General features: G+C 62.8%; 21 protein-coding genes. 17 read left to right on the top strand and 4 right to left on the bottom strand.

Annotation, left to right across the window (positions count from 1 at the left end; translation table 11 throughout):
* Nucleotides 1-228: 228 nt before the first annotated feature.
* Nucleotides 229-636 (top strand): response regulator, encoded by a 408-nt coding sequence (locus J3P76_RS15380; protein ID WP_420764522.1) that lies wholly within the window; start codon nucleotides 229-231, stop codon nucleotides 634-636.
* Between the two features lie 62 nt (nucleotides 637-698).
* Here J3P76_RS15380 and J3P76_RS15375 read toward each other — a convergent pair whose 3' ends face one another.
* Both J3P76_RS15375 and J3P76_RS15370 read right to left on the bottom strand, forming a co-directional pair.
* A complete protein-coding gene (locus tag J3P76_RS15375) occupies nucleotides 699-2,321 on the bottom strand; it encodes an MFS transporter (protein WP_434610797.1) in 1,623 nt (540 codons plus the stop codon).
* 206 nt (nucleotides 2,322-2,527) lie between these two features.
* The gene (locus J3P76_RS15370; protein ID WP_434610800.1) at nucleotides 2,528-4,171 is read right to left on the bottom strand and encodes a GMC family oxidoreductase; all 1,644 of its coding nucleotides are present in this window, start codon (nucleotides 4,169-4,171) and stop codon (nucleotides 2,528-2,530) included.
* Nucleotides 4,172-4,300: 129 nt separating this feature from the next.
* Here J3P76_RS15370 and J3P76_RS15365 point away from each other — a divergent pair, with 129 nt between their 5' ends.
* The 15 genes from J3P76_RS15365 to J3P76_RS15295 all read left to right on the top strand — a co-directional run bounded on the left by J3P76_RS15365 (nucleotide 4,301) and on the right by J3P76_RS15295 (nucleotide 21,271).
* The gene (locus tag J3P76_RS15365) at nucleotides 4,301-5,185 is read left to right on the top strand and encodes a LysR family transcriptional regulator (RefSeq protein WP_434610803.1); all 885 of its coding nucleotides are present in this window, start codon (nucleotides 4,301-4,303) and stop codon (nucleotides 5,183-5,185) included.
* Nucleotides 5,186-5,280: 95 nt separating this feature from the next.
* Nucleotides 5,281-6,033: a GntR family transcriptional regulator gene (locus J3P76_RS15360; RefSeq protein ID WP_420764518.1), complete on the top strand. Its 753-nt coding sequence runs from the start codon at nucleotides 5,281-5,283 to the stop codon at nucleotides 6,031-6,033.
* Entirely contained in the window at nucleotides 6,030-7,769 is a 1,740-nt protein-coding gene (locus J3P76_RS15355; protein ID WP_434610806.1) for a fumarate reductase/succinate dehydrogenase flavoprotein subunit, read from the top strand. The genes J3P76_RS15360 and J3P76_RS15355 overlap by 4 nt, the downstream gene beginning before the upstream one ends.
* Nucleotides 7,770-7,793: 24 nt before the next feature.
* Nucleotides 7,794-8,039 (top strand): 4Fe-4S dicluster domain-containing protein, encoded by a 246-nt coding sequence (locus J3P76_RS15350; protein ID WP_434610809.1) that lies wholly within the window; start codon nucleotides 7,794-7,796, stop codon nucleotides 8,037-8,039.
* A 179-nt stretch (nucleotides 8,040-8,218) separates the two neighbouring features.
* Nucleotides 8,219-9,625 (top strand): ABC transporter substrate-binding protein, encoded by a 1,407-nt coding sequence (locus tag J3P76_RS15345; protein ID WP_434610812.1) that lies wholly within the window; start codon nucleotides 8,219-8,221, stop codon nucleotides 9,623-9,625.
* A 129-nt stretch (nucleotides 9,626-9,754) separates the two neighbouring features.
* Nucleotides 9,755-10,537: an ABC transporter permease gene (locus J3P76_RS15340; RefSeq protein ID WP_434610814.1), complete on the top strand. Its 783-nt coding sequence runs from the start codon at nucleotides 9,755-9,757 to the stop codon at nucleotides 10,535-10,537.
* Nucleotides 10,537-11,385, top strand: coding sequence for an ABC transporter ATP-binding protein (locus J3P76_RS15335; protein ID WP_420764514.1), 849 nt, complete (start codon nucleotides 10,537-10,539; stop codon nucleotides 11,383-11,385). Before J3P76_RS15340 ends, J3P76_RS15335 begins: the two co-directional genes overlap by 1 nt.
* Nucleotides 11,382-12,344: a HEAT repeat domain-containing protein gene (locus J3P76_RS15330; RefSeq protein WP_420764513.1), complete on the top strand. Its 963-nt coding sequence runs from the start codon at nucleotides 11,382-11,384 to the stop codon at nucleotides 12,342-12,344. The genes J3P76_RS15335 and J3P76_RS15330 overlap by 4 nt, the downstream gene beginning before the upstream one ends.
* Nucleotides 12,341-12,613: a DUF971 domain-containing protein gene (locus J3P76_RS15325; protein WP_420764512.1), complete on the top strand. Its 273-nt coding sequence runs from the start codon at nucleotides 12,341-12,343 to the stop codon at nucleotides 12,611-12,613. The genes J3P76_RS15330 and J3P76_RS15325 overlap by 4 nt, the downstream gene beginning before the upstream one ends.
* Before the next feature lie 275 nt (nucleotides 12,614-12,888).
* Nucleotides 12,889-13,506, top strand: a complete 618-nt coding sequence (lexA, locus tag J3P76_RS15320; protein WP_420764511.1) for a transcriptional repressor LexA — start codon at nucleotides 12,889-12,891, stop codon at nucleotides 13,504-13,506.
* Entirely contained in the window at nucleotides 13,506-14,129 is a 624-nt protein-coding gene (imuA, locus tag J3P76_RS15315; protein ID WP_434563486.1) for a translesion DNA synthesis-associated protein ImuA, read from the top strand. The genes lexA and imuA overlap by 1 nt, the downstream gene beginning before the upstream one ends.
* 7 nt (nucleotides 14,130-14,136) lie before the next feature.
* A complete protein-coding gene (locus J3P76_RS15310) occupies nucleotides 14,137-15,558 on the top strand; it encodes a Y-family DNA polymerase (protein WP_420764509.1) in 1,422 nt (473 codons plus the stop codon).
* Entirely contained in the window at nucleotides 15,534-18,632 is a 3,099-nt protein-coding gene (locus J3P76_RS15305; RefSeq protein WP_434700935.1) for an error-prone DNA polymerase, read from the top strand. Before J3P76_RS15310 ends, J3P76_RS15305 begins: the two co-directional genes overlap by 25 nt.
* Before the next feature lie 164 nt (nucleotides 18,633-18,796).
* Nucleotides 18,797-20,908, top strand: a complete 2,112-nt coding sequence (locus J3P76_RS15300) for an ATP-binding protein (protein ID WP_434563492.1) — start codon at nucleotides 18,797-18,799, stop codon at nucleotides 20,906-20,908.
* 96 nt (nucleotides 20,909-21,004) lie between these two features.
* Nucleotides 21,005-21,271, top strand: a complete 267-nt coding sequence (locus J3P76_RS15295; protein ID WP_420764506.1) for a hypothetical protein — start codon at nucleotides 21,005-21,007, stop codon at nucleotides 21,269-21,271.
* Between the two features lie 50 nt (nucleotides 21,272-21,321).
* On the opposite strand, the gene J3P76_RS15290 is transcribed toward J3P76_RS15295, so the two are convergent.
* Nucleotides 21,322-21,843 carry a DUF4142 domain-containing protein gene (locus J3P76_RS15290; protein ID WP_420764505.1) on the bottom strand — a complete coding sequence of 174 codons (522 nt, stop codon included), beginning with the start codon at nucleotides 21,841-21,843 and terminating at the stop codon, nucleotides 21,322-21,324.
* A gap of 216 nt (nucleotides 21,844-22,059) precedes the next feature.
* On the opposite strand from J3P76_RS15290, the gene J3P76_RS15285 reads away from it, so the two are divergent.
* A complete protein-coding gene (locus J3P76_RS15285; RefSeq protein WP_434700933.1) occupies nucleotides 22,060-22,293 on the top strand; it encodes a YdcH family protein in 234 nt (77 codons plus the stop codon).
* An 80-nt stretch (nucleotides 22,294-22,373) separates the two neighbouring features.
* Here the strand turns inward: J3P76_RS15285 and J3P76_RS15280 are convergent, their stop codons facing one another.
* Nucleotides 22,374-23,237, bottom strand: coding sequence for a LysR family transcriptional regulator (locus J3P76_RS15280; RefSeq protein ID WP_434650670.1), 864 nt, complete (start codon nucleotides 23,235-23,237; stop codon nucleotides 22,374-22,376).
* Nucleotides 23,238-23,328 lie beyond the last annotated feature (91 nt).

Raw genomic sequence — 23,328 nt, 5'->3', positions numbered from 1 at the left:
AAGCAGGTTTCATGGGGCGCTAGCATGGTCAGGGATTGGCGACGGGGCAAGCTTTATCTGTATGGATATACAGATAAAACATTGCGCTGCGTTGCAACGACCCCCTTGGCAAGACAGCCCGGCGACTGGATGGGCAAGCAGAATGAATTTATCGCAAGGGCATCGCTCATAACTTTCAGAGCGGCTCAAACCGCAAAGCATGTTAATGGAATCAAGGAGAGTCACTTCATGAATTCGATGCCGAAGGGCAACGGACAGGCGAGCACACGTTTGATTCTCGTCGTCGAGGATGATCCGACCATCCTGGAATTCCTCTGCGAGATCCTGGAGGACGAAGGATTTGTCGTCGAGCCCAGGGAAAGCGCCGATTCGGCGCTGACATTTCTGGAGGAAAGCGCCGATTACGTGGACCTGTTACTCACCGACATCACCATGCCCGGCGAAATGGACGGGGCCGACCTGGCCAACCTGACCGGGGATCGTTGGCCGCAGATACCGCTGCTGATCATGTCGGGCTTCGAAACCCCGGAAAGCGCCGGGATCAAGCACCAGGCCTCGTTCATCGCCAAGCCATGGGCGCTGGGGCAGATGCTGGATCTGGTGGAGAGCACGGTCAAGAGCCACTCGGTACACTGAGCTGACGACAGCACCCGTGGCGAGGGGATGGAACCCCTCGGCACAAAGGGTCCGATGAGTGCTCAGTTGGTGTCCAGGTCCACGTTGCGCGTTTCCCGCAGGCAGATCATCCCCACCACCAGGCTCACCCCCGTAATCACGACCGGGTACCACAGCCCGTAGAAAATGTCCCCGGTATAGACCACCAGGGCGAACGACACCGTGGGCAGGAAACCGCCGAACCAGCCATTGCCGATGTGGTAGGGCAAGGACATGGACGTATAGCGGATCCGGGTTGGGAACAGTTCGACCATCAGGGCCGCCAACGGGCCGTAGCACATCGCCGAAATGATGATCAGCGCGACGATCAGGGCCACGATCATCGGCCGATTGATCTGCTGGGCGTCGGCTTGTTGCGGGTAGCCGGCCAGGGTCACCGCGCCACGCAGGGCGGCTTCGTCGTAACCTTCGAGCTTCACGTCTCCGACGCTGACCTGCACGGTGCTGCCGGCCGGTGCCGCGACGCTGCTGTAGGGCAGGCCTTGCTTGACCAGGAAGGTTTTGACCTTGTCGCAAGGGCTGTCGAAACGGGCCTTGCCCACCGGGTCGAACTGGAAGGTACACGTGGCCGGGTCGGCGACTACCGTGATCGGCGCCTGACGGCTCGCCAGGTCGATGGCGGGGTTGGCGTAATGGGCGAGCGTCTTGAAGATCGGGAAGTACAGCGCCGTCGCCAACAGCAGGCCGATCATCAGCACCGGTTTGCGCCCGACCTTGTCCGACAGCCAGCCAAAGAAGATGAAGAACGGCGCGCCGATCACCACGCTGACGATCAGCAGGCTGTTGGCGAGGGCCGGGTCCATCTTGAGGAACTGGGTAAGGAAAAACAGCACGTAGAATTGCGCTGCATAGAAGGTGACCGCTTGCCCGGCGTTGATACTGAACAGGGCGATCAGCACCACTTTCAGGTTTTCCCATTTGCCGAACGATTCGCGAATCGGCGCCTTGCAGCACTTGCCTTCTTCTTTCATTTTCAGGAAGGCCGGCGACTCGTGCAGGCTCAGGCGGATCCAGGTGGAAATGCCCAGCAGCAGGATCGACAGCAGGAACGGAATGCGCCAGCCCCAGACTTCGAACTGATCGCCGGTGAAGTAGCGGCAACCCAGTACCACCAGCAGCGACAGCAACAGCCCCAATGTTGCGGTGGACTGAATCCAGCTGGTGTGGAACCCACGCTTGCCCATCGGCGCATGCTCGGCGACATAGGTCGCCGCGCCGCCGTATTCACCACCCAGGGCCAGGCCCTGGAGCATGCGCAGCACCACCAGGATGACCGGCGCGGCGATGCCGATGCTGGCGTAGTTGGGGAGCAGGCCGACGCAGAACGTGGCCAGGCCCATGAGGACGATGGTCGCGAGGAAGGTGTATTTGCGCCCGATCATGTCCCCCAGCCGCCCGAACACCAGCGCACCGAACGGCCGCACGATGAACCCGGCGGCGAAGGCCATCAGCGCGAAAATGAACGCCGTGGTGTCATTCACTCCGGCGAAGAACTGTTTGCTGATGACCGCCGCAAGGGCGCCGTAGAGGAAAAAGTCGTACCACTCGAACACCGTCCCGAGGGACGAGGCAAAGATGACTTTCTGGGTTTCCTGGCTGGCGCCGGCGCTGCGCGTGGCTTCCAGGGGCTGAACATGTTCAGACATAGCGGTATCCCTCACAGTGATTGTTTTTGTTGTTCCACTGCGACGCCGGGTGGGGGCGTCTCCTGATGTGACACACTTTCTTGATCCAAATGTTTTCCTTGTGGGAGCGAGCCTGCTCGCGATAGCGGTGTGGTGGTCGACATGAACGTTAGCTGATACACCGTCATCGCGAGCAGGCTCGCTCCCACAGGAATCTCCAATGTTTTTCAGACTGTGGCCGGCTCCTTTTGGCTTGTGATGCTGACGGTGATGGGTTCGAGGATCATCCGCGCTGCCTTCTCGGCGATCATCAACGTCGGCGAGCAAGTGTTTCCCGAAATGATGCGCGGCATGATCGAGGCGTCGGCGATGCGCAGGCCCTTGATGCCGTGCACGCGCAGTTGCGCATCCACCACGGCGTCGCCGTCCTGGCCCATGCGACAGGTGCCCACCGGGTGGAAGATCGTCGTGCCGATGCGGGCGGCGGCCTGGTGCAGTTCCTCTTCGGTCTGCAGGCTGGGTCCCGGCAGGTATTCCACTGGTTTGAAGGCGCCGAGGGCTGGGGAGGCGACGATTCTTCGGGTCAGGCGGATCGCGTCGGCCGCGACCCGCAGGTCTTCGGGGTGGCTCAGGTAGTTGGGTTGGATCAACGGCGCTTCACTCGGATCGGCTGAGCGGATGTCCACGCGGCCGCGGCTCATCGGGCGCAAGTCACACACCGATGCGGTGAATGCCGGGAAGCTGTGCAAGGGTTCGCCGAAGCGTTCCAGAGACAATGGCTGCACATGGTATTCGAGATTGGCCGAAGTCTGTTCCGGCCCCGAGCGGGCGAAGGCGCCGAGTTGGCTGGGCGCCATGGACAGCGGGCCGCTGCGGTCATACAGGTAGCGCAGGCCCATGCCCATCTTGCCCCACAACGTACCGGCGATCTGGTTCAGGGTGCGGGCGTTTTCCAGTTGATAGATCAGCCGCAGTTGCAGATGGTCCTGCAAGTTGCCGCCCACGCCCGGCAACTCGTGCGCCACGCCAATGCCCAAGCGTTGCAGCAAGCTGCGCGGGCCGATCCCGGAGCGCTGCAGGATGCCCGGCGAACCGACGGCCCCGGCGCACAGGACGATTTCCTTGCGAGCCTTGAAGCTCATGGCCTTGCCTTGCCAGCGAGCGCTGACAGCGTGGGCGCGGTCATCGCGCAATAAAACGCGGTCGACTTCGACTTCGGTCAAGACCGTCAGGTTGGGGCGAGTGCGTATCGGCTTGAGGAAAGCCTTGGCCGCGTTCCAGCGTATCCCGGCTTTCTGGTTGACCTGGAAATAGCCACAGCCTTCGTTGTCGCCGCCATTGAAATCCTCGACGTTGGGGATGCCGCTCTGCTCGGCGGCGGTGCGAAAGGCGTCGAGGATCAGCCATGACAGGCGCTGGCGCTCGACGCGCCATTCGCCGGCCGCGCCGTGAAGTTCGGAGTCTCCGGCGAAGTGGTTTTCGCTTTGCCTGAACAACGGCAGGACGTCCTTCCAGGACCAGCCAGCGTTGCCTTCGGCGGCCCAGCCATCGTAGTCCGCGGCCTGGCCACGCATGTAGATCATGCCGTTGATGGACGAGCAGCCGCCCAACACCTTGCCGCGCGGATAGCTCAGGGCGCGGCCCTGCAGGCCCGGTTGCGCTTCGGTCTTGAAGCACCAGTCGGTGCGCGGATTACCGATGCAGAACAGGTAGCCGACCGGGATGTGAATCCACGGATAGTTGTCGCGCCCGCCGGCTTCGAGCAGCAGCACCCGGTGTTGCGGGTTGGCCGACAGCCGATTGGCCAGCAAGCACCCGGCAGGGCCGGCGCCCACGATCACGTAATCGTATTCATCGACGACAGGTTGCATTCGCGACCTCATTTATTGTTCTTGTTGGCTCATCGTAGTTGTTAGTTTTCGTCAAAAGAATGTTAGTTTTTGCGCACCTGCTGAGCGTTTATAAACAATCCCGGGTTCAGGCGTTTTCAAGGATGGCTCATGTTCGACTGGAATGACTTGCGCTACTTCCTGGAACTGCAACGCAGCGGCCGCTTGCTGACGGCCGCGCGACGGCTCAACACCACCCATGCCACCGTGGCCCGACACATCGAGGCCATCGAAAAAAGCCTGGGCACGGCTTTGTTTGTCCAGCACGCCCAGGGTTATGAACTGACCCCGGCGGGCGAGGCGCTGCTCAAGCATGCCGAGGCCATGGAAAACGTCGCGTTGCTGGCCCAAGAGGACATCACCCAATCCAGCGCACCCTTGGGCAAGATCCGGTTGGGCGTGACGGAAGGGCTGGGCATCATGTTCCTGGCCAGTCGCATGGAGGGGTTGTTCCAGCGCTATCCGGGACTTGAGGTGGAACTGGTGGCGGTGCCGCGCTTCGTCAGCATTCTCAACCGCGAGGCGGAAATCAGTATCCACCTCGAACGACCGGCGGCCGACCTGCTGGTGACACGCAAGCTCACCGACTACAGCCTGGCGCTGTATGCGAGCCAGGCCTACCTGGATCGCTCGCCGCCCTTGCGCAGCCGCGAAGATCTAGGCCGTCACGCCTGGATCGGCTACGTCGACGATCTGTTGTTCAGCCAGGAGCTCATGTTCCTCAACAGTTTTTGCCGCAAGCCCCGGGTGGTGTTCCACAGCACCAGCGTCATCGCCCAGCAGCAAGCCGCGCGATCGGGCCTGGGCATCGCCGTGTTGCCGTGTTACATGGCCGGCAGCGACCCGACGCTGGTGCCCTTGCTCCCGGACGAAACCATCTGTCGCAGCTACTGGATCAGCACCCGCCGCGAACTGCATAAATCCGTGCGGCTGCGGGTGCTGTGGGATTACGTGGTGCAGCTGTGCGAGCAGGAGCAGGGGCTGCTGTTGCCCTGAGCCGACTCTAAGGATATGTCCAAACGGTATTTCTCAAGACTCGGGAGGTTTCCTTAAGATCACGTCATAACTCGTTATGACAAGTGACTGAAGCCATGCCTGACAACGTTCTTTCCCTCAGCAGCGTGCCGCTGCACCTGCAACTGCGCGACCTGTTGCGCACGCGCATTCTCGACGGTGAATACCCCCAAGGCAGCCAGATGCCTTCGGAAAGCGAGCTGGGTGCGTTGTTTCGCGTCAGCCGAATCACCGTGCGCCAGGCCTTGGGGGACCTGCAAAAGGAAGGTCTGATTTTCAAGATCCATGGCAAAGGCACCTTTGTCGCGAAACCCAAGACCTTCCAGAACGTCAGCACCCTCCAGGGCTTGGCCGAGTCCATGACCGGCCGCGGCTTCGAGGTGATCAATCGTCTTCGCAGTTTCAAATTCATTCCCGCCGACAAGCCGGTGGCCGAGCGGTTGAAGGTTGCGGAGGGGGATGTGGTGGCGCAGATCAAACGGGTGCGGCTGATCAACCGCGAACCGGTGTCGTTGGAGATTACCTACCTGCCCAAGGACCTCGGCGAGCGCCTGGAAAAAGCCGATCTGGTTACACGGGACATTTTCCTGATTCTGGAAAACGATTGCGGCCTGGCCCTCGGCCACGCGGACCTTGCCATCGATGCGGTGCTGGCCGACAGCGAGCTGTGCCAAGCCCTGGAGGTCGAGCCAGGGTCGCCCGTGATGCGCATCGAACGCCTGACCCATGGCGCCGATGGGCGACCGCTGGATTTCGAATACCTCTACTACCGCGGCGATGCTTTCCAGTATCGCTTGCGGATCGACCGGCAAAAAGGGACGCAGGCATGACCCAACGCTCAACGAATACCCTCGAACAGGAATACGACATCGTCGTCATCGGTGGTGGTACCGCCGGCCCCATGGCGGCGATCAAGGCCAAGGAACGCAACCGGGACCTGCGCGTCCTGCTGGTGGACAAGGCCAACGTCAAGCGCAGCGGCGCCATCAGCATGGGCATGGACGGCTTGAACAACGCAATTATCCCGGGCCATTCGACGCCTGAGCAGTACACCAAGGAAATCACCATCGCCAACGACGGCATCGTCAACCAGGCGGCGGTGTACGCCTACGCGACGCACAGTTTCGAAACGATCGAGCAACTGGATCGATGGGGCGTGAAGTTCGAGAAGGACGAAACCGGCGACTACGCGGTGAAAAAAGTCCACCACATGGGCGCCTATGTGCTGCCGATGCCGGAAGGGCACGACATCAAGAAAGTCCTGTACCGGCAGTTGAAGCGGGCGCGGGTGAGCATCACCAATCGTCTGGTCTGCACGCGCTTGCTGACTGACCAAGCGGGGGCGGTCAACGGTGTGATGGGCTTCGATTGCCGCACCGCCGACTTCCATGTGATCAAGGCCAAAGCGGTCATCCTCTGCTGCGGCGCCGCGGGACGCCTGGGGTTGCCGGCCTCGGGCTACCTGATGGGCACCTATGAAAACCCGACCAATGCCGGCGACGGCTACGCCATGGCCTATCACGCCGGTGCCGAGCTGGCGAACCTGGAATGCTTCCAGATCAACCCGTTGATAAAGGATTACAACGGCCCGGCGTGCGCCTACGTCACCGGTCCCCTGGGCGGCTACACCGCCAACAACAAGGGCGAGCGCTTTATCGAATGCGACTACTGGAGCGGGCAGATGATGTGGGAGTTCCACCAGGAACTCGAAGGCGGCAATGGCCCGGTGTTCCTCAAGCTCGATCACTTGGCCGAGGAGACCATCCAGAACATCGAAGAGATCCTGCACAGCAACGAACGCCCCAGTCGCGGCCAGTTCCACGCCAACCGTGGCACCGACTACCGCACGCAGATGGTAGAGATGCACATTTCCGAAATCGGTTTTTGCAGCGGTCACTCAGCCTCGGGCGTGTGGGTCAACGAGCGGGCGCAAACCTCGGTCAAGGGGTTGTACTCGGCGGGTGACATGGCGGCGGTGCCGCACAACTACATGCTCGGTGCGTTCACCTACGGCTGGTTTGCCGGCAACAACGCCGCGGATTTTGTGGCGGGGAAGGATTTCTCGGTGCTGGACGTCGGGCAGATCGAACGGGAGAGGACGCGCGTTTACGCGCCACTGGAGCGCGAGCACGGCCTGCCGCCGGCCCAGGTGGAATACAAGCTGCGACGTTTCGTCAACGATTACCTGCAGCCGCCGAAGGTCACGAAAAAAATGCAGATCGGCTTGCAACGCTTCAGCGATATCCAGCGCGACCTGGATCAGATCAAGGCTCACAACGCCCATGAGCTGATGCGTGCCATGGAGGTCAGCGTCATCCGCGACTGCGCCGAAATGGCCGCCCGCGCCTCGCTGTTTCGCGCGGAAAGCCGTTGGGGGCTGTACCACTATCGGGTCGACCACCCGCAGCGCAACGACAGCGACTGGTTCTGCCATTGCCACCTGAAGAAAGGCGAGGAAGGCCAGATGACTTCCTTCAAGAAAGCGGTCGAGCCCTACATCATCGCCCTCGATGCCGACGAGCTGCAGGCCTATGACCGGCTGCGGGTCGGTGCCGACGCGGCTTGAACCCTTCACTCAAAGAGAACGCCCATGGTCTACCAACCCCAGGAAATCTTCTTCCGCTCCAACGCCCCCGTCACCGTGGACGAGGACAAATGCATCGCCCACAAAGGCTGCACGGTCTGCGTCGATGTCTGCCCCATGGACTTGCTGGCGATCAACCCTGCAACGCAGAAGGCCTACATGGCGTTCGATGAGTGCTGGTATTGCATGCCCTGTGAAAAAGACTGCCCGACGGGGGCGGTGAAAGTCGAGATTCCGTATCTGTTGCGCTGATTGCGACGACGCCATCGCGAGCCTGCTCCGGGCGGCATTCCGACGAAGAGGCCACCACAGACACCACAAAAAGCCATCCGGCCACCCCGGACGCTAAACCCACAACACCCCTCGTTTCCCACCGCGCCCTGATCGCGGCGGAGACGAAATACCCATAAACGATTCGAGGGGACACACCCATGTTATTGCGTGCAGCATTGGCCGGTCTGGTACTGGCTTCATTGACCCTGCCTGCCCAGGCAGAAACCATCCGCATCGCCATCGGCACCCAGGACACCACCATCAACTGCGCCGCCGGTGGGTTGTTGATTCGGGAGTTGGGCCTGTTGGACAAATACCTGCCCCACGACGGCGCGTACAAGGATGCCCAATACGACATCCAGTGGAAAAACTTCACCAGCGGCGCGCCACTGACCAACGAGATGGTGGCGGGCAAGCTCGACTTCGGCGCCATGGCCGATTTTCCCGGCGCCTTCAATGGCGTGGCGTTCGAAACCGCTGGCAAGCACAGCCTGTTCATCAGCGTGTTGTCGGGCAGCACCCAGGGCAGCGGCAATGGCATCGTCGTGCCGAGCGCCTCGGGCGTTCAATCCCTGGCCGAGCTCAAGGGCAAGACCATTTCCGTGCCCTTTGCCTCCACCGCCCACGGCATGCTACTGCGCGCCGTCGCGGCCCAAGGCTGGGATCCACTCAAGGATGTGAACATCATCGCCCAGCCACCGGAGGTCGCCGGCTCGGCGTTGCAGGCCGGTAAGATCGACGCCCACGCTGATTTCGTGCCGTTCGCCGAACTGTTCCCCAGCCGTGGTTTTGCCCGCAAGATCTACGATGGCGCCCAGGCCAAGACGCCAACATTCCATGGCGCCCTGGTGGACCAGGCCTATGCCAGGAAGTACCCGGAAATCGTCGTCGCCTACCTGCGTGCATCCATCGAAGCCAACCAGCTGCTGGCCGCCGAGCCTGAGAAGTACAGCGAGCTGATCGCCAAGGTCACCGGCGTGGATGCCGAGGTCAATTATCTGTTCCACGGGCCGCTGGGCGTGCAGACCCGCGACCTGACCTGGAAACCGGAATACCGCCAGGCCGTGGGCACCGCCATCGACACCCTTAAGCTGCTGAAGAAAGCCGATCGCGGGCTGGACCTCAACACCTTCATCGATGACCAGTACATCCGCGCCGCCTTCAAGGCTTCGTACCTGGATTACACCGCGCAACTGGCCAACTACGCCCAGACCCCGCTGGGCAGCGCCGATACTGCGACCGGCCAGGCCATCACCGATGCCCGCCACGTGGCCGAAATCTGGGTACGCGGCGAGCCGAAAGTGCGCCATTACGCCTCCGCGCAGTCAGCCTTCACCGCGCTGGCGAGCCTCAAGCAGGAAGGCAAGGGTATCCGAGCCGTCTACGCACAGGCCAGCGACAGCGGGATCAAGCTGCTGGCCGAGCAGGCGTGGTTCGCCAGCGATGCCAAGGGCCAGCTCAGCGCGTTCCTGTTGAAAGGGCAGGCCGAGCAGTTTGCCGCGCAGCAGGGCGGCAAGGTCCTGGATTTCACCGAGGCGACGACCCAGGCGGTCGCCGCCCGTTGACCTGACACCGTCCCCTGTGGGAGCGAGCTTGCTCGCGATAGCGGTGTGTCAGCCAATTCGATTTCAACTGACCTGACGCCATCGCGAGCAAGCTCGCTCCCACAAGGATTCCACTCCGGAGGAAGATTTGTGTACCCATCACCCAAACGCTGGCTCCTGCGAGCCGCTTCACTGCTGCTCTGCCTGCTGTTCTGGCAGCTCGCCGCCGACGGTCATTGGGACCTCGGCCTGGTGACCTTCGCCAACGTCCCGGCCCCATTGGCGGTACTCCAGGCCGCGCTTGGCCAGGGGGAATCGGGCAATCTTGCGCGGCACCTGGGCAGCAGCCTGGGGCGGGTCTTTGCCGGGTACGGTGCGGCGCTGCTGATTGGCGTGGCGCTGGGCGTGGCCATCGGTCGTTCGAAATGGGCCGAAGACTTGCTGTTGCCGCCACTGGAAGTCCTGCGGCCGATCCCGGCGGTGGCCTGGATTCCGTTGGCGATTCTGATGTTCCCGTCGTCGGAATTGTCGATGGTGTTCATCACCTTCACCGGCGCGCTGTTCCCGATCCTGCTCAACACCGTGCACGGCGTCGAAGGGGTGGACCGGCGGCTGGTCGCGTCAGCGAAAAGCCTCGGGGCGGGACGCCGGGCCATCCTGCTGGAAGTGATTCTGCCGGGCGCCGCGCCGAGCATCATCACTGGCCTCGCCATCGGCATGGGCACGTCCTGGTTCTGCCTGGTGACGGCGGAAATGATCGCCGGCCAGTACGGCATCGGCTACTACACCTGGGCGTCCTACACCGTGCAGAACTACCCCGACATCGTGGTCGGCATGTTGCTGATCGGCGTGCTGGGGATGGGCAGTAGTTTGTTGATCAAGCGCCTGGGCGGGTTGTTCACGCCTTGGCACCGGCCCCGAGGAAAAGCCTGATGAGTGCAATGCAAACGCCTGAAGGGCGGATCGACATCCGCCAGTTGTCCATTGTCCTGGGCCAGGGTGCCCAGGCCTTCGAAGCGGTGCAGGGGCTCGATTGCCAGATCGAGGCGGGCCAGTTCGTCTGCATCCTGGGGCCGTCCGGTTGCGGCAAATCGACCTTGCTCGGTGCCCTTGCCGGGCATCTGCAACCGAGCACCGGTACGCTGAACGTCGACGCGGTGCCGGTGGCCGGTCCCTCGCCTCAGCGCGGCATGGTGTTCCAGCAGCACACTTTGTTTCCATGGCGCAGCGTGCGCGACAACGTTGCTTTTGGCCTGAAGATGCGTGGCCTGGGCAAAGTCGAACGACAACGAGCCGCCGATGAGATGCTCGCCTCGGTGGGCCTGGAGGGTTTTGCCGGGCACTGGCCGGACCAGCTCTCCGGTGGCATGCAGCAGCGAGTGGAGATCGCACGGGTGCTGGTGAACCGCCCGCGCTTGTTGCTGATGGATGAACCCTTCGGCGCGCTGGATGCACTGACGCGCTTGAACATGCAGGAGTTGTTGCTGGACATCTGGACGCGCATCCGCACCACCGTTGTGTTCGTCACCCACGACATCGACGAGGCGCTATTCCTGGCCGATCGCTTGCTGGTGATGAGCCCACGGCCGGGTCGCATCATCGAGGATCTGCGCCTGGATTTTCCTCGGCCACGCACGACTGAGCTGGTGACGAGCCCTGAATTCTCCCGATTGAAGCGCCACTGCCTTGAGCTGCTGCGTCATGAAGATGGCCAGCAATTGCCGCGCCTCAATCCCCTCGGGTTGCCCCCTGAAACCTCCTTGCCGCGATTTGCCCTATGACCTCTCTATTTGAAAATACCGACAACCAAGACATTCTCGCCCTGCAACCGCGTCTTACCGACGAGGACGCCGGTGTGCGCCGCATCGCCCTTATCGAACTGGCCGACCTTGAAGAGCCCGAAGGCCTGTTGTGGCTTGTGGATCGCCTGGCCAGTGACCCCAGCGCCGAGGTGCGCGCCGAAGCCGCGCGATTGCTCGAAGCCTGGGAGGACGAGCCGGTGGTCGCAGGCTTGTGCGAAGCCCTGACCGATCGATCACCGACGGTGCAGGCCGCTGCTGCCCAAAGCTTGAGCCTGCTCAAGAGCGAGGCGGCAGGAAGAGTGATCCTGCCTTGGACGACACATGCCGACGCCGGTGTCCGCGTCGCGGCCTTCCGGGCCTTGCGCGAGTTGCGCCTGGGCGATGCCGCGCCAGCATCCATCGCCGCCCTGGCCGATGACGATGCTGGCGTGCGCCGCGAAGCGGTTGGCGTGCTGGGCTGGCTCAAGCACCTCGGCGCCTTGCCAGCCTTGGCCCGGCTCGCCAGTGATGACCCGGACAGCGAAGTACGCCGCGCGGCCACCGGTGCCCTTGGCCTGGCTTCGGATGAGCAAGTGTTGCCAGCCCTGCGCCAGGCCTTGCGGGACCCGGCGTGGGCGGTTCGCGAAGAAGCCGCTACAACGCTGGGCAAGGTCGGTCACGCCGATGCCGGCCCGGCCCTGATCGATGCCTTGGCGGACGACTACTGGCAAGTGCGCTTGCGGGCGACCCGCAGCCTGGGTCGTTTGCGCTACGCCCCGGCCCTGGCGGCATTGATCGAAACCCTGGGCCACCGCATCAGCAATCTGCGCAAGGAGGCAGCACTGGCCTTGGGCGAGTTGAACGATCCTGCTGCCATTGCGGCGTTGCAGGCCGCCCAGGAGGATGGCGATCCGGAGGTACGCAAGGCTGTGCGCATTGCCTTGGGCCAACTGCAATGAGCCCGCTGGCGATTGGCAATTCACGGGAGAAGGGGCTGTTGCGCCTGAGTTGGCCTGATGGGCGCGAACAACAGTTGGACCATGCCGAGCTGCGCCGGCAATGCCCATGCTCGCGGTGTCGAGCGTTTCGCCTGCAAGGCGTGGCGGTGCAGGTTGATTCGCGGGTCCGGGTGGTTGGGGTCAATAGCCAGGGTTATGGGGTGCAGTTGGTCTTTAGCGATGGCCACGAGCGGGGGATTTTTCCCTGGGCTTATCTGGCGGGTCTGTAGCTTTATGCCTATCCCTTGTGGGAGCGAGCTTGCTCGCGATGACGTCAGTATATTCAACCTGTTTGCAAGCTGACTCACCGCCATCGCGAGCAAGCTCGCTCCCACAGGGATACGCTGGTTACTTGAGCAATAGGGTGAACCCGTGGCGAGGGAGCTTGCTCCCACTGGGCTGCGTCGGCAGCCCCTAAATCATTCAACACGGTCAATTTGATTTTGCGCAGTCAACCCGTGAACTGACTGGCGGCGCTTGTCAGAAAAAACCGACAGGAGTACAAATGTACTCCATGACGACTCTCACTCCCCGCCGTACCGCCATCCTGACCTTTATCCGCGAACGCATCGCCGAACAGGGCCAGCCTCCCAGCCTCGCTGAAATCAGCGAGGCGTTTGGTTTCGCCTCTCGCAGCGTGGCGCGCAAGCATGTGTTGGCGCTCACCGAAGCCGGTTTCATCGAAGTCAATCCGCACCAGGCCCGGGGCATCCGGCTGTTGAATCAGCCGCCGCGTCCCGAACTGTTGGATGTGCCGGTGTTGGGACGGGTGGCCGCCGGCCTGCCGATCGGTGCCGATGCCGAGGTCCACAGCCGTCTGTTGCTGGACCCGGCGATCTTCACCAAAGCGCCGGACTACCTGCTGCGGGTCCAGGGCGATTCGATGATCGAGGACGGTATCCTCGACGGCGATCTGGTGGGTGTGCAACGCACGCCCCAGGCTTCCAACGGGCAGATTGTCGTGGCGCGCCTGGACGGTGAAGTGACCATCAAGCGTTTTGAGCGAGTCGGCGAGCGCGTACGCCTGTTGCCACGCAACCCAGCCTATCAGCCGATCATCGTCGAAGCCGACCAGGACCTGGCGATAGAAGGCGTGTTCTGTGGCCTGGTGAGACAAGGCTGATGGGCGCCGTCGTTGCGCTGGACACGCTGTTCAATGGCGGCCAGGTCTGGAAGGGCCGGCCTGCGCCGCCGGCCGCCAGTCCACAGCCCACCGGCCACGCCGTACTGGATGCGGCACTGCCCAGTGGTGGCTGGCCGGAAGCGGCGTTGACGGAAATTCTCATCGGCGCGCCGGGCGTGGGCGAATTGCAACTGGTGTGGCCGACCCTGGCGCGGCTATCGGCGGCGGGGGAGCGGATCGTGTTGGTGGCGCCGCCGTTCGTGCCCTATCCCCAGGCCTGGCGAAACGCCGGGGTGGACTTGCGCCAGTTGTCGATCATCCAGGCCGATCCACGGGAGGCCTTATGGGCCACCGAACAATGTCTGCGCTCGGGCAGTTGCGGCGCGGTGTTGTGCTGGCCGCGCCAGGCGGATGACCGGGCCTTGCGCCGTTTGCAGGTCGCGGCGGAAACCGGCCAGACGCTGGCGTTCGCCTGGCGCTCGATCCAGGAAGCCATCAACCCGTCCCCGGCGGCCCTGCGCATCGCCATCGATTCCCGGCCCGCACAATTGCGGGTGCTCAAGTCCCGGGGCGGGCTGGCGCGTTCGGCGCCGATTGCGTTCCCCCCACAGACAGGGCATTGAGGTTGCGATGCGCTGGGTCTGTATTCTCTTCCCGCAATTGGCGCTGGATGCCGCGCTGCGCCAGCGCCCCGACCCCAGCGAGCCCCTGGCGCTGCTGACCGGCCCGGCCCAGCGCCGGGTGCTGCAAGCGGTCAATGAACCGGCGCGCGCCCTGGGCCTGCGCCCCGGCCAGACCATGACCGCGGCCCAGGCCTTGAGCAAAGGGTTCGCCACCGCCGAGTACGACGCGGCGCAGATCGAAAACTGGCAACGATTCCTGGCGGCCTGGGCCTATCGTTTCAGCTCCCAGGTGAGCGTGCATTATCCACGCACGGTGCTGTTCGAAATCGAGTCGAGCCTGGGGCTGTTCGGGCCATGGCCGGTGTTCGAGGCGCGGTTGCGGGCCGAATTGACTGAGCTGGGTTTTCGGCATCGCATCGTCGCCGCCCCCAATCCCGTGGCGGCGCGGATGCTGGCCAATGCTTACGACGCCCTGGTCGTGCCCGATAACGAGACCTTGCAAGCGTACCTGGGACAGATGCCAGTGGACCGAGTCGGCCTGGCGCCCGAAGCTGCCACGGCCTTGTCGCGCATGGGCCTGCGCCGGCTCAGCCAAGTCCAGGCCTTGCCCCGGCACACCCTGGCGCGGCGCTTCGAAGCCGACATGCTCAAGCACCTCGATGCGCTGGTGGGCAGCCGCACCCTGGCGCTGTCGTTCTACCTGCCCCCGGACCGTTTCGATGTGCGCATCGAACTCAACTACGACGTGCAGTCCCACCAGGCATTGCTGTTTCCTCTGCGACGTTTGACCGGTGACCTGTCGGCCTACCTGTGCGGCCGCGACAGCGGCGTGCAGCGTTTTGATTTGCACCTGGAACACGCCGGTTTGCCGGACACGGTGATCAAGGTCGGCCTGCTCAGCGCCGAGCGGGATGCTTCGATGCTGTTCGAGCTGGCCCGTGGCCGTCTCGAGCAGGTGCAGGTCGAGGCGCCCGTGCGCGGTTTTCGCTTGTGTGCCGAAGACCTGCCGAGCTTCGTGCCCCAGCGCCTGGAATTGTTCGACGAGCGTCCCCAGCAGTCCTTGCCGTGGGAACAACTGCGCGAACGGCTGCGGGCGCGCCTCGGTGATGAAGCCGTGCAAGGGTTGGGATTTGGCGACGACCACCGCCCCGAGTGCGCCTGGCAGATGAAACCCCAGCCGCAACAACAGATGTGTCCGCTGCGCGATGATGTCCAGCGTCCCGGCTGGCTGCTTGGCGAGCCCCAGGTCTTGCCTGAAGGCCAGGCGCGAATCCTCATGGGCCCGGAGCGCATCGAGTCCGGCTGGTGGGACGGCGCCGATGTGCGCCGTGATTACTACCTGATCGAGACCCGCGCCGGCCAACGCGGCTGGGCCTATCGACCGGTGGGCGAGGGCGGACCGTTGTGGCTGCAAGGTTGGTTCGCATGAGCGTCGAATATGCCGAGCTGCATTGCCTGTCGAACTTCAGCTTCCAGCGCGGCGCCTCCAGCGCCCTGGAATTGTGCCGTCGCGCCAAACAGCAGGGCTATCGGGCCCTGGCGGTGACGGATGAATGTACCTTGGCCGGCATCGTCCGGGCCTGGCAGGCAGCCAAGGAACTGGACTTGCAATTGATCGTCGGCAGCGAAATCCAGGTCGAGAACGGTCCGAAGCTGGTGCTGTTGGTGGAAAACCTCGAGGGCTACCAAACCTTGTGCCGGCTGATCACCCGCGCACGGCGGCGCAGCGAAAAGGGCCGTTATCGCATCGTCCGAGAAGACTTCGACGAGCCGCTGCCAGGGCTGCTCGCCCTGTGGGTCCCCGATGGCAAGACGCCCGAGGCGCAAGGGCGCTGGCTCCGACAGGTGTTCAACGAAAGACTCTGGCTGTCCGTGCAGTTGCATTGCGGTCAAGACGACCAGCGACGGCTCGCGGACTTGCTCGCATTGGCCGAACGCCTGGGTCTTCCTGCCGTCGCCACGGGCGACGTGCATATGCATGTGCGGGGTCGCCGCGCCTTGCAAGACACCATGACCGCCATTCGCCACCACGTCACCGTTGCCGAGGCCGGTCAGCGTCTGCACCCCAACGGCGAACGCCACTTGCGCAGCCTCCAGGCCCTGGCCGATCTCTACCCCCGCGCCTTGCTCGATGAAACCCTGGACATCGCCCGGCGCTGCACGTTCGACCTCGGTCAGTTGCGCTATGAATACCCCCGCGAGCTCGTGCCCGAGGGCCATGATCCGGCGTCCTGGCTGCGGGAACTGACCGCGCGCGGCATGCGCGAGCGCTGGAAGAACGGCGTCACAGAAAAGGTGCGCGTGCAGATCGACAAGGAATTGGAGTTGATTGCCGAACTGGGCTACGACAGCTACTTCCTCACCGTGCAGGACATCGTCAGTTTCGCCCGTAGCCGTCACATTCTCTGCCAGGGCCGGGGCTCGGCGGCCAACTCGGCGGTGTGCTACGCCCTGGGCATCACCGAAATCGACCCGGCACAGACGGACATGTTGTTCGAACGCTTCCTGTCCCGCGAGCGCAATGAGCCACCGGACATCGACGTCGATTTCGAACACGAACGTCGCGAGGAAGTCCTGCAGTACGTGTTCCAGCGCTACGGCCGGCATCGCGCGGCGTTGACGGCCGTGGTCAGCAGCTATCACGGCGCCGGGGCGGTACGCGACGTGGCCAAGGCCCTGGGCCTGCCGCCGGACCAGGTCAATGCACTGGCCGACTGCTGCGGGCGCTGGAGCGATGAGGCACCGCCGCTGGAACGTTTGCGCGAGGGTGGTTTCGACCCGGAGAGCCCGGTGCTGCGTCGGGTGTTGAGCCTGACCCAGCAACTGATCGGCTTCCCCCGGCACCTGTCCCAACACCCCGGCGGCTTCGTGATTTCCCAGCAACCCTTGGACACCCTGGTGCCGGTCGAGAACGCCGCGATGGCCGAGCGCACCATCATCCAGTGGGACAAGGACGACCTCGATGCGGTCGGGCTGCTCAAGGTGGACATCCTGGCCCTGGGCATGCTCAGCGCGATTCGTCGCTGTTTCGACTTGATCGCGCATTACCGGGGCGTGCGTCATACCCTCGCGTCGTTGCCCAAGGATGATCGGGCCACGTTCGAGATGATCAGCCGCGCCGACACCATCGGCGTGTTCCAGATCGAATCCCGGGCGCAGATGGCGATGTTGCCCAGGCTCAAGCCCAAGGAATACTACGATCTGGTGATCGAGGTGGCGATCGTGCGACCGGGACCCATCCAGGGCGGGATGGTGCATCCCTACCTGCGGCGGCGCAATGGAGAAGAGAAGATCACTTATCCATCGTCGGAATTGAAAGAGGTGCTGGGCCGCACCCTGGGCATTCCGCTGTTCCAGGAACAGGTCATGCAGATCGCCATTGTCGCCGCTGGCTACAGCCCGGGCGAAGCGGACCAGTTACGTCGTTCCATGGCCGCCTGGAAGCGCCACGGCGGGCTCGAACCGCACAAGAAAAGATTGGCCGACGGGATGGCGGCCAAAGGGTACAAACCTGAATACGCCGCGCAGCTCTTCGAACAGATCAAGGGCTTCGGCAATTACGGCTTTCCTGAATCCCATGCCGCCAGTTTCGCCTTGCTGACCTACGCCAGCAGTTGGCTCAAATGCCACGAGCCGGCGGCGTTCGCCTGTGCCCTGATCAACAGCTGGCCCATGGGTTTCTACAGCCCGGACCAGATCCTCCAGCATGCTCGCCGGCATCAGTTGCAGATCCGTCCGGTGGACGTGCGGGCCAGCGACTGGGAATGCAGCCTGGAACCGATGGAAGGCCGCCAGCCGGCGATTCGCATGGGCTTGCGTCTGATCAAGGGGTTTAGAGAGGACGATGCCCGGCGTATCGAGGTGGCACGCGGGCAGCGGGCTTTCAGCGATGTGGCCGACCTGGGCGAACGGGCTCGACTCGACGCCCGGGCCCTGGAGCAACTGGCGGACGCCAACGCTTTGCGCGGCCTGGCCGGCGACCGCCATCGCGCCCGTTGGGAAATTGCCGGAGTGGAAAAACAACTGGGCTTGTTCGCGGGTCTGCCCAGCCCGGAAGAGCCCACCGTGGCCTTGCCGACACCCACGGTGGGGGAAAACCTGTTCGCCGACTACGCCACCCTGGGCACGACGCTGGGGCCTCATCCGCTGGCCTTGCTGCGTTCCGAATTGCGCGCCCGACGCTGCCGCAGCTCCCGGGAATTGCAGGCTGTCGAGCATGGCCGCCACGTCAGCGTCGCGGGGCTGGTCACTGGTCGCCAACGTCCAGGCACGGCCAGCGGGGTGACCTTTGTCACTCTGGAAGATGAGTTCGGCAATCTCAACGTAGTGGTCTGGCGCGACTTGGCCGAACGCCAGCGCAAGGTCCTGGTAGGGTCGCAATTGCTCAGGGTGGACGGGCGCTGGGAAAGTGTCGGCGAGGTCCGTCATCTGATTGCCGGGCGCCTGAGCGATTTGAGCGGTTTGCTGGCGGGCATCAATGTGCGCAGCCGGGATTTTCGCTGAATGTTTGGTTGAAATCTGTGGCGAGGGGATAAATCCCCTCGCCATAAAGGGTTGGCGTCGTCAGTCTGCATGAAACCAATTGCCAACCTCGCGCTCGAAGCACTAGCACAAGGGACTTGTGGTATGCCGCTTCCCTGCTGGTAGCTTGAGGTGAGAGACGTTCCATGAAGTTCTTATCCCAAAGTAACGGGTGTCCCGGTTGGGACGGAGAAATGGCCCGGCGCATCCGGGCCTACGATTGGCGTCGCACGGAGCTGGGTGCGATCGAGCACTGGTCCGCCAGCCTGCGCAGCGCGGTCCAACTGATGCTCGCTTCACCATTGCCGATGGTCATGCTGTGGGGCCGCCAGGGCTACATGATCTATAACGACGCCTATGCCGAATTCGCCGGCGGCCGCCATCCCTACCTGCTGGGGAGCGCGGTGGAGCTGGGATGGCCGGAGGTGGCCGAATTCAACCGCCACGTATTGGACGTGTGCCTGGGCGGCGGCACCTTGTCCTACCGCAACAAGGAGCTGGTGCTGCTGCGCGACGGCAAGCCCGAAGACGTCTGGTTGGATCTCTACTACAGCCCGGTCCCCGACGATGACCATTCGCCTGCCGGCGTGTTGGCGATTGTCGTGGAAACCACCGAGCTGGTGCTGAGCGAGCGGGCCCGGCAAGAGGCCGAGCGCAGCTACCGTGCGGTCAATGAGCGTATCCAATTGGCGCTTTCGGCCGGGCCGTTGCTGGGGTCGTTCGTCTGGGATATCGCCACCGACACGCTGTCTGGCGATGAACGTTTCGCCCGTACTTTCGGTTATCCGCCCGAGTGCCCGCTGGATGCACTGCCCATCCAGATCGCTCGCCAGCGCATCCATCCCGACGACATCGACGACGTCGAACAACGGGTCGACCTGACCGTGCGCACGGGCGCTCCCTACACCGCCGAATATCGCTTGCGCCGTGGCGAGGGCGATTACCTTTGGGTGCTGGCCAGCGGGCGATGCGAGTTCGATGCGTTGGGCAAGCCCCTGCGGTTTCCCGGCGTACTGATCGATATCAACGAGCGCAAGACCGCCGAAGCGTCGCTGCTCAAGTTCACCCGCGACCTGGAACAACGCGTCGCCAGTGAAGTGCAGGCGCGGTTGGCGGCCGAGGAGCAATTGCGTCAATCGCAGAAACTCGAGGCCATCGGCGGACTCACGGGAGGCGTGGCCCATGACTTCAACAACCTGCTCCAGGTGATCGCCGGCAACCTGCACTTGCTGGCTCGCCACGAGCCTGACAATCCCAACGTCCAGCGGCGGGTCGGTGCATCCATCGAAGCCGTGGAGCGGGGCGCCAAGCTGTCGTCGCAGTTGCTGGCTTTCGCCCGTCGCCAGCCGTTGTCACCGGCGGTCTACAACCCTCGGCGCATCTATGAAGGCCTGGGTGAATTGTTGCAGCGGGCCCTGGGCGAAACCATCCGCATCGAGGTGGCGTTGCCTCCTGAGCCTTGGTGTATCCACGTCGATTGCAATCAGCTGGAAAACGCCCTGTTGAACCTGGCGATCAATGCCCGCGACGCCATGGGGGGCGAAGGTGTCATCAGAATGCTCGGGGAAAATATCGTCCTGGACGAATCGTCCTGTGCCGGCAAAGGAGTTGCGGCAGGGGATTACGTGCGACTGTCGGTGATCGATCATGGCGCGGGTATGGCGCCCGAAGTCCTGAACCAGGTCTTCGAGCCGTTTTTCACCACCAAGACCGACGGCCAAGGCACGGGGCTTGGATTGAGCATGGTGTTCGGGTTCGTCAAGCAGAGCGGCGGGCACATCGAAATTGCCAGCCACCCGGGCGAAGGCACTCAGGTGCATATGTATTTTCCCCGCAGCCACAAGCCCGAGTCCCCGGAACAGGCACCTCCCCGCGAGCTTCGATCCGGCCTGGAGGAAACCATCCTGGTGGTCGAGGACAACGACGACGTACGCGGCGCCTCGGTGGAGTTGTTGGAGCAGCTCGGCTATCGGACCCTGACCGCCGCCAACGGCGACGAGGCCATGAAATTGTTGCTCGATGGCGTCTCGGTGGACCTGATCTTCACCGATGTGGTCATGCCCGGCCTGATCAAGAGCTCCGACCTGGCGGCCTGGGCGAAGGTACAGACCCCGCCGGTGCCGGTCCTGTTCACGTCGGGACACACCCGGGACATCATCTCGCGCAATCACCAACTGAGCCCCGATACCCACCTGCTGAGCAAACCCTACAACCCGGATGCATTGGCGCGGATGGTCAGTTCGGCACTGGACGAGTGAGCCCGACGCGGTAAAAGAATGGAACCCAAGCCGCCGTTTTGCCTTCGAATAAGCAGGGCCGATCACTATTCGGCCTGGTCATGAACGAGGTGTCTAATGAGCGACTCTGCAAATACTCAGCAACAAGGCCAGACGCAAACCCCGGCCTCGCGTAACGATCCGGCAATCGATCCTCAAGTGACGGATAACCAGCCTGCCAATCCGGCTGAAACACACGAGGCTCACAGTGCTGCCCGTGAGGTCGATCAGAAGAAAAATCATCAGGACAACGACAACACCTACAGCCCCGGTTTCAAGCCGGAACCGGATCGGCCTGGACCCGGTGACAAGACTGACGCTGATATCGACACAGCCGACAGCTGATCAATAAAAAAGCCCGACTCGAGAGTCGGGCTTTTTTATTGACGATGGCGTTATTTACTAGGGTGGGCCGCTTGAAGCTTCTTCGCCATTTCCAGGTGATGCTGCAGGTCCGGCAGCATTTTCTGGGCAAATGCCTTCAGTTCGGTACTGCCAGGCTTCTTATCGTCAGTGACGGTCTCAGCCTCCTTCTTGAACAGGGCGACGGTCTCTTCGTGAGCCATCACTTGGTTATTTGCATAGGCCGGATCGAAGGACTCATCGCGCACGTCAAGAATCTTGGCCTTGGCCTTTTTCATCAACGTGGTGTCGTCTGGTACTTCGATGTCATGTTTTTTCGCCAGCGCCTTCAGCTCTTCGTTGGCTTTGGTGTGGTCGGCAATCATTTTGTTGGCGAACTCCTTGATGTCCGCCGATTGGCTTTTCTGCAGCGCCAGTTTGCCGGTTTCGATCTCCGCAATGCCGCCGGCCGCCGCGTTGTCGACAAAGTCGCTGGAAGTCGCGGCCCATGCCATGCCCATGCTGCTACTCAGGGCAACAGCCAGGCCGAGTTGACGCAGGGTAAATCTGTCCATAGGTCAGTCTCCACACAGGTTGTACAGGTGATTCTCTGGGTACTGATCAATGGAGGGAAAAGCTCGGGGGAAGGTTTTATCGGAACGCGTCGTGGCACGACGAACGGTCACCGCTGGTCGGATTGGCGGTCGACAGAACCCGATCGGCAAGGCCATGCTGCTGACAGGCAGTGCCCAGAAAAGCACTTGTCACCGAACTCACGAAGGAGGTGCTCCATGCCGGTGTCCCATGATCTCTGCCAGGATCTGAAGTGCACAGAGGACGACATTCAGAAAAAACGCGAAAAGGACAAGGATCTCGACGCGCTGATCACTCGATATGCGAAAATCGATACAAAAGTCGTGAAGGCTGAAAAACCCACCGCCGTAGTGACCGACGACGACCTGGATAAGCTCAAGAAAGAACGGTTGCGGATCAAGGACGACATCGCCGCGCTGATGCAAAAGTAGCGATGACGGTTATCCCCTGAGCGCTTTTTGTAGCGAGGGAGCTTGCTCCCGCTGGGCCGCGAAGCGGCCCACCCAATCCTTTATCCCAGCGGATCCCAGCGCTGGGACCAGTCGCTGCCAGTCTTGACGATGTCCCGCAGCACGTCGAACGCCTGCTGCAACGCGGCCGAATCCCGGTCCCTTGAATATACCAGGTAGGTCGGGTAATTGAATTCCGGCGCCTTGGGCACTCGCTCCAGAATGCCGCTGTCCAGGTAGCTCTGCACGACCCGAGTGCGGAAATAACCGCTGCCGCCGTTTTCCAAGATGTACTGCAACGCCAGGGGCCCGAGATTGAAGGTCACCGCGGCCTTGGCCTTGTCCGGCAGCGCCGTGTCGTGCTGGCGACGGAAATCGGCACTCCAGTCGATGTACACGTAAGGTTCGGGGCGAGCGGCCAGGCGCACCAGGATCAGTTTTTCTTCCAGCAACTGCTCAACCTGGAGCCGCGGCCAGTACTCGGGCTGATACACCACCGCCGCGTCCAGCAGGCCCAGCTCCAGTTGCTGCAGCAGGTTTTCGCCGTCGCGGATGTCCATGCGCAGGGCATGGCCGGAAATCTTCTGTCGCAGCTCGCCGGCCCAGGCGAGCATCAAGGGGTTGCACAGGCTGACTTCGCCGCCCAGGTGCAAGACGTTGCGATAGCCCTCTGGCAGCGGCAGGTCACGGCGGGCGGCCTCCCACGTCTGGACGAGCTGGTTGGCATAGACCACGAAGGCTTCGCCATCACTGGTCAGTCGCGCGCCGGCCCGATTGCGCACGAACAACCCGCAGCCAAGTTGGCTTTCGAGCTTCTGGACCCGGGCGGTGATCGCCGTCTGGGTGACGTGCAGTTTCTCTGCCGCGGCGGCGAGGCTGCCGTGGCGGACGATTTCCAGGAAAGTGCGAGCGAGGTCGATGTCCATGTTCAGGCCGAGGCGGGGTGAACGGGCATTGTAAGGTTTGCGGCGAGAAACAAAAAATCCCGCCACAAGGGCGGGATTTGGGTACAGCCAG

The organism is Pseudomonas sp. D1-36, assembly GCF_051132205.1.
Taxonomy (GTDB): Bacteria; Pseudomonadota; Gammaproteobacteria; order Pseudomonadales; family Pseudomonadaceae; genus Aquipseudomonas.
The sequence above is the reverse complement of the archived record's forward strand: the minus strand, read 5'-3'. Positions and strand labels throughout refer to the sequence as shown.

Bases quoted from the DNA above. Each gene is read 5' to 3' on its own strand.
- J3P76_RS15325 (WP_420764512.1), top strand. From the start codon at position 12,341: ATGAGCCCGCTGGCGATTGGCAATTCACGGGAGAAGGGGCTGTTGCGC.
- J3P76_RS15280 (WP_434650670.1), bottom strand. From the start codon at position 23,237: ATGGACATCGACCTCGCTCGCACTTTCCTGGAAATCGTCCGCCACGGC.
- J3P76_RS15285 (WP_434700933.1), top strand. From the start codon at position 22,060: ATGCCGGTGTCCCATGATCTCTGCCAGGATCTGAAGTGCACAGAGGAC.
- J3P76_RS15330 (WP_420764513.1), top strand. From the start codon at position 11,382: ATGACCTCTCTATTTGAAAATACCGACAACCAAGACATTCTCGCCCTG.
- J3P76_RS15355 (WP_434610806.1), top strand. From the start codon at position 6,030: ATGACCCAACGCTCAACGAATACCCTCGAACAGGAATACGACATCGTC.
- J3P76_RS15365 (WP_434610803.1), top strand. From the start codon at position 4,301: ATGTTCGACTGGAATGACTTGCGCTACTTCCTGGAACTGCAACGCAGC.
- J3P76_RS15345 (WP_434610812.1), top strand. From the start codon at position 8,219: ATGTTATTGCGTGCAGCATTGGCCGGTCTGGTACTGGCTTCATTGACC.
- J3P76_RS15380 (WP_420764522.1), top strand. From the start codon at position 229: ATGAATTCGATGCCGAAGGGCAACGGACAGGCGAGCACACGTTTGATT.
- J3P76_RS15370 (WP_434610800.1), bottom strand. From the start codon at position 4,171: ATGCAACCTGTCGTCGATGAATACGATTACGTGATCGTGGGCGCCGGC.
- lexA (WP_420764511.1), top strand. From the start codon at position 12,889: ATGTACTCCATGACGACTCTCACTCCCCGCCGTACCGCCATCCTGACC.
- imuA (WP_434563486.1), top strand. From the start codon at position 13,506: ATGGGCGCCGTCGTTGCGCTGGACACGCTGTTCAATGGCGGCCAGGTC.
- J3P76_RS15375 (WP_434610797.1), bottom strand. From the start codon at position 2,321: ATGTCTGAACATGTTCAGCCCCTGGAAGCCACGCGCAGCGCCGGCGCC.
- J3P76_RS15360 (WP_420764518.1), top strand. From the start codon at position 5,281: ATGCCTGACAACGTTCTTTCCCTCAGCAGCGTGCCGCTGCACCTGCAA.
- J3P76_RS15335 (WP_420764514.1), top strand. From the start codon at position 10,537: ATGAGTGCAATGCAAACGCCTGAAGGGCGGATCGACATCCGCCAGTTG.
- J3P76_RS15290 (WP_420764505.1), bottom strand. From the start codon at position 21,843: ATGGACAGATTTACCCTGCGTCAACTCGGCCTGGCTGTTGCCCTGAGT.
- J3P76_RS15350 (WP_434610809.1), top strand. From the start codon at position 7,794: ATGGTCTACCAACCCCAGGAAATCTTCTTCCGCTCCAACGCCCCCGTC.
- J3P76_RS15295 (WP_420764506.1), top strand. From the start codon at position 21,005: ATGAGCGACTCTGCAAATACTCAGCAACAAGGCCAGACGCAAACCCCG.
- J3P76_RS15300 (WP_434563492.1), top strand. From the start codon at position 18,797: ATGAAGTTCTTATCCCAAAGTAACGGGTGTCCCGGTTGGGACGGAGAA.
- J3P76_RS15310 (WP_420764509.1), top strand. From the start codon at position 14,137: ATGCGCTGGGTCTGTATTCTCTTCCCGCAATTGGCGCTGGATGCCGCG.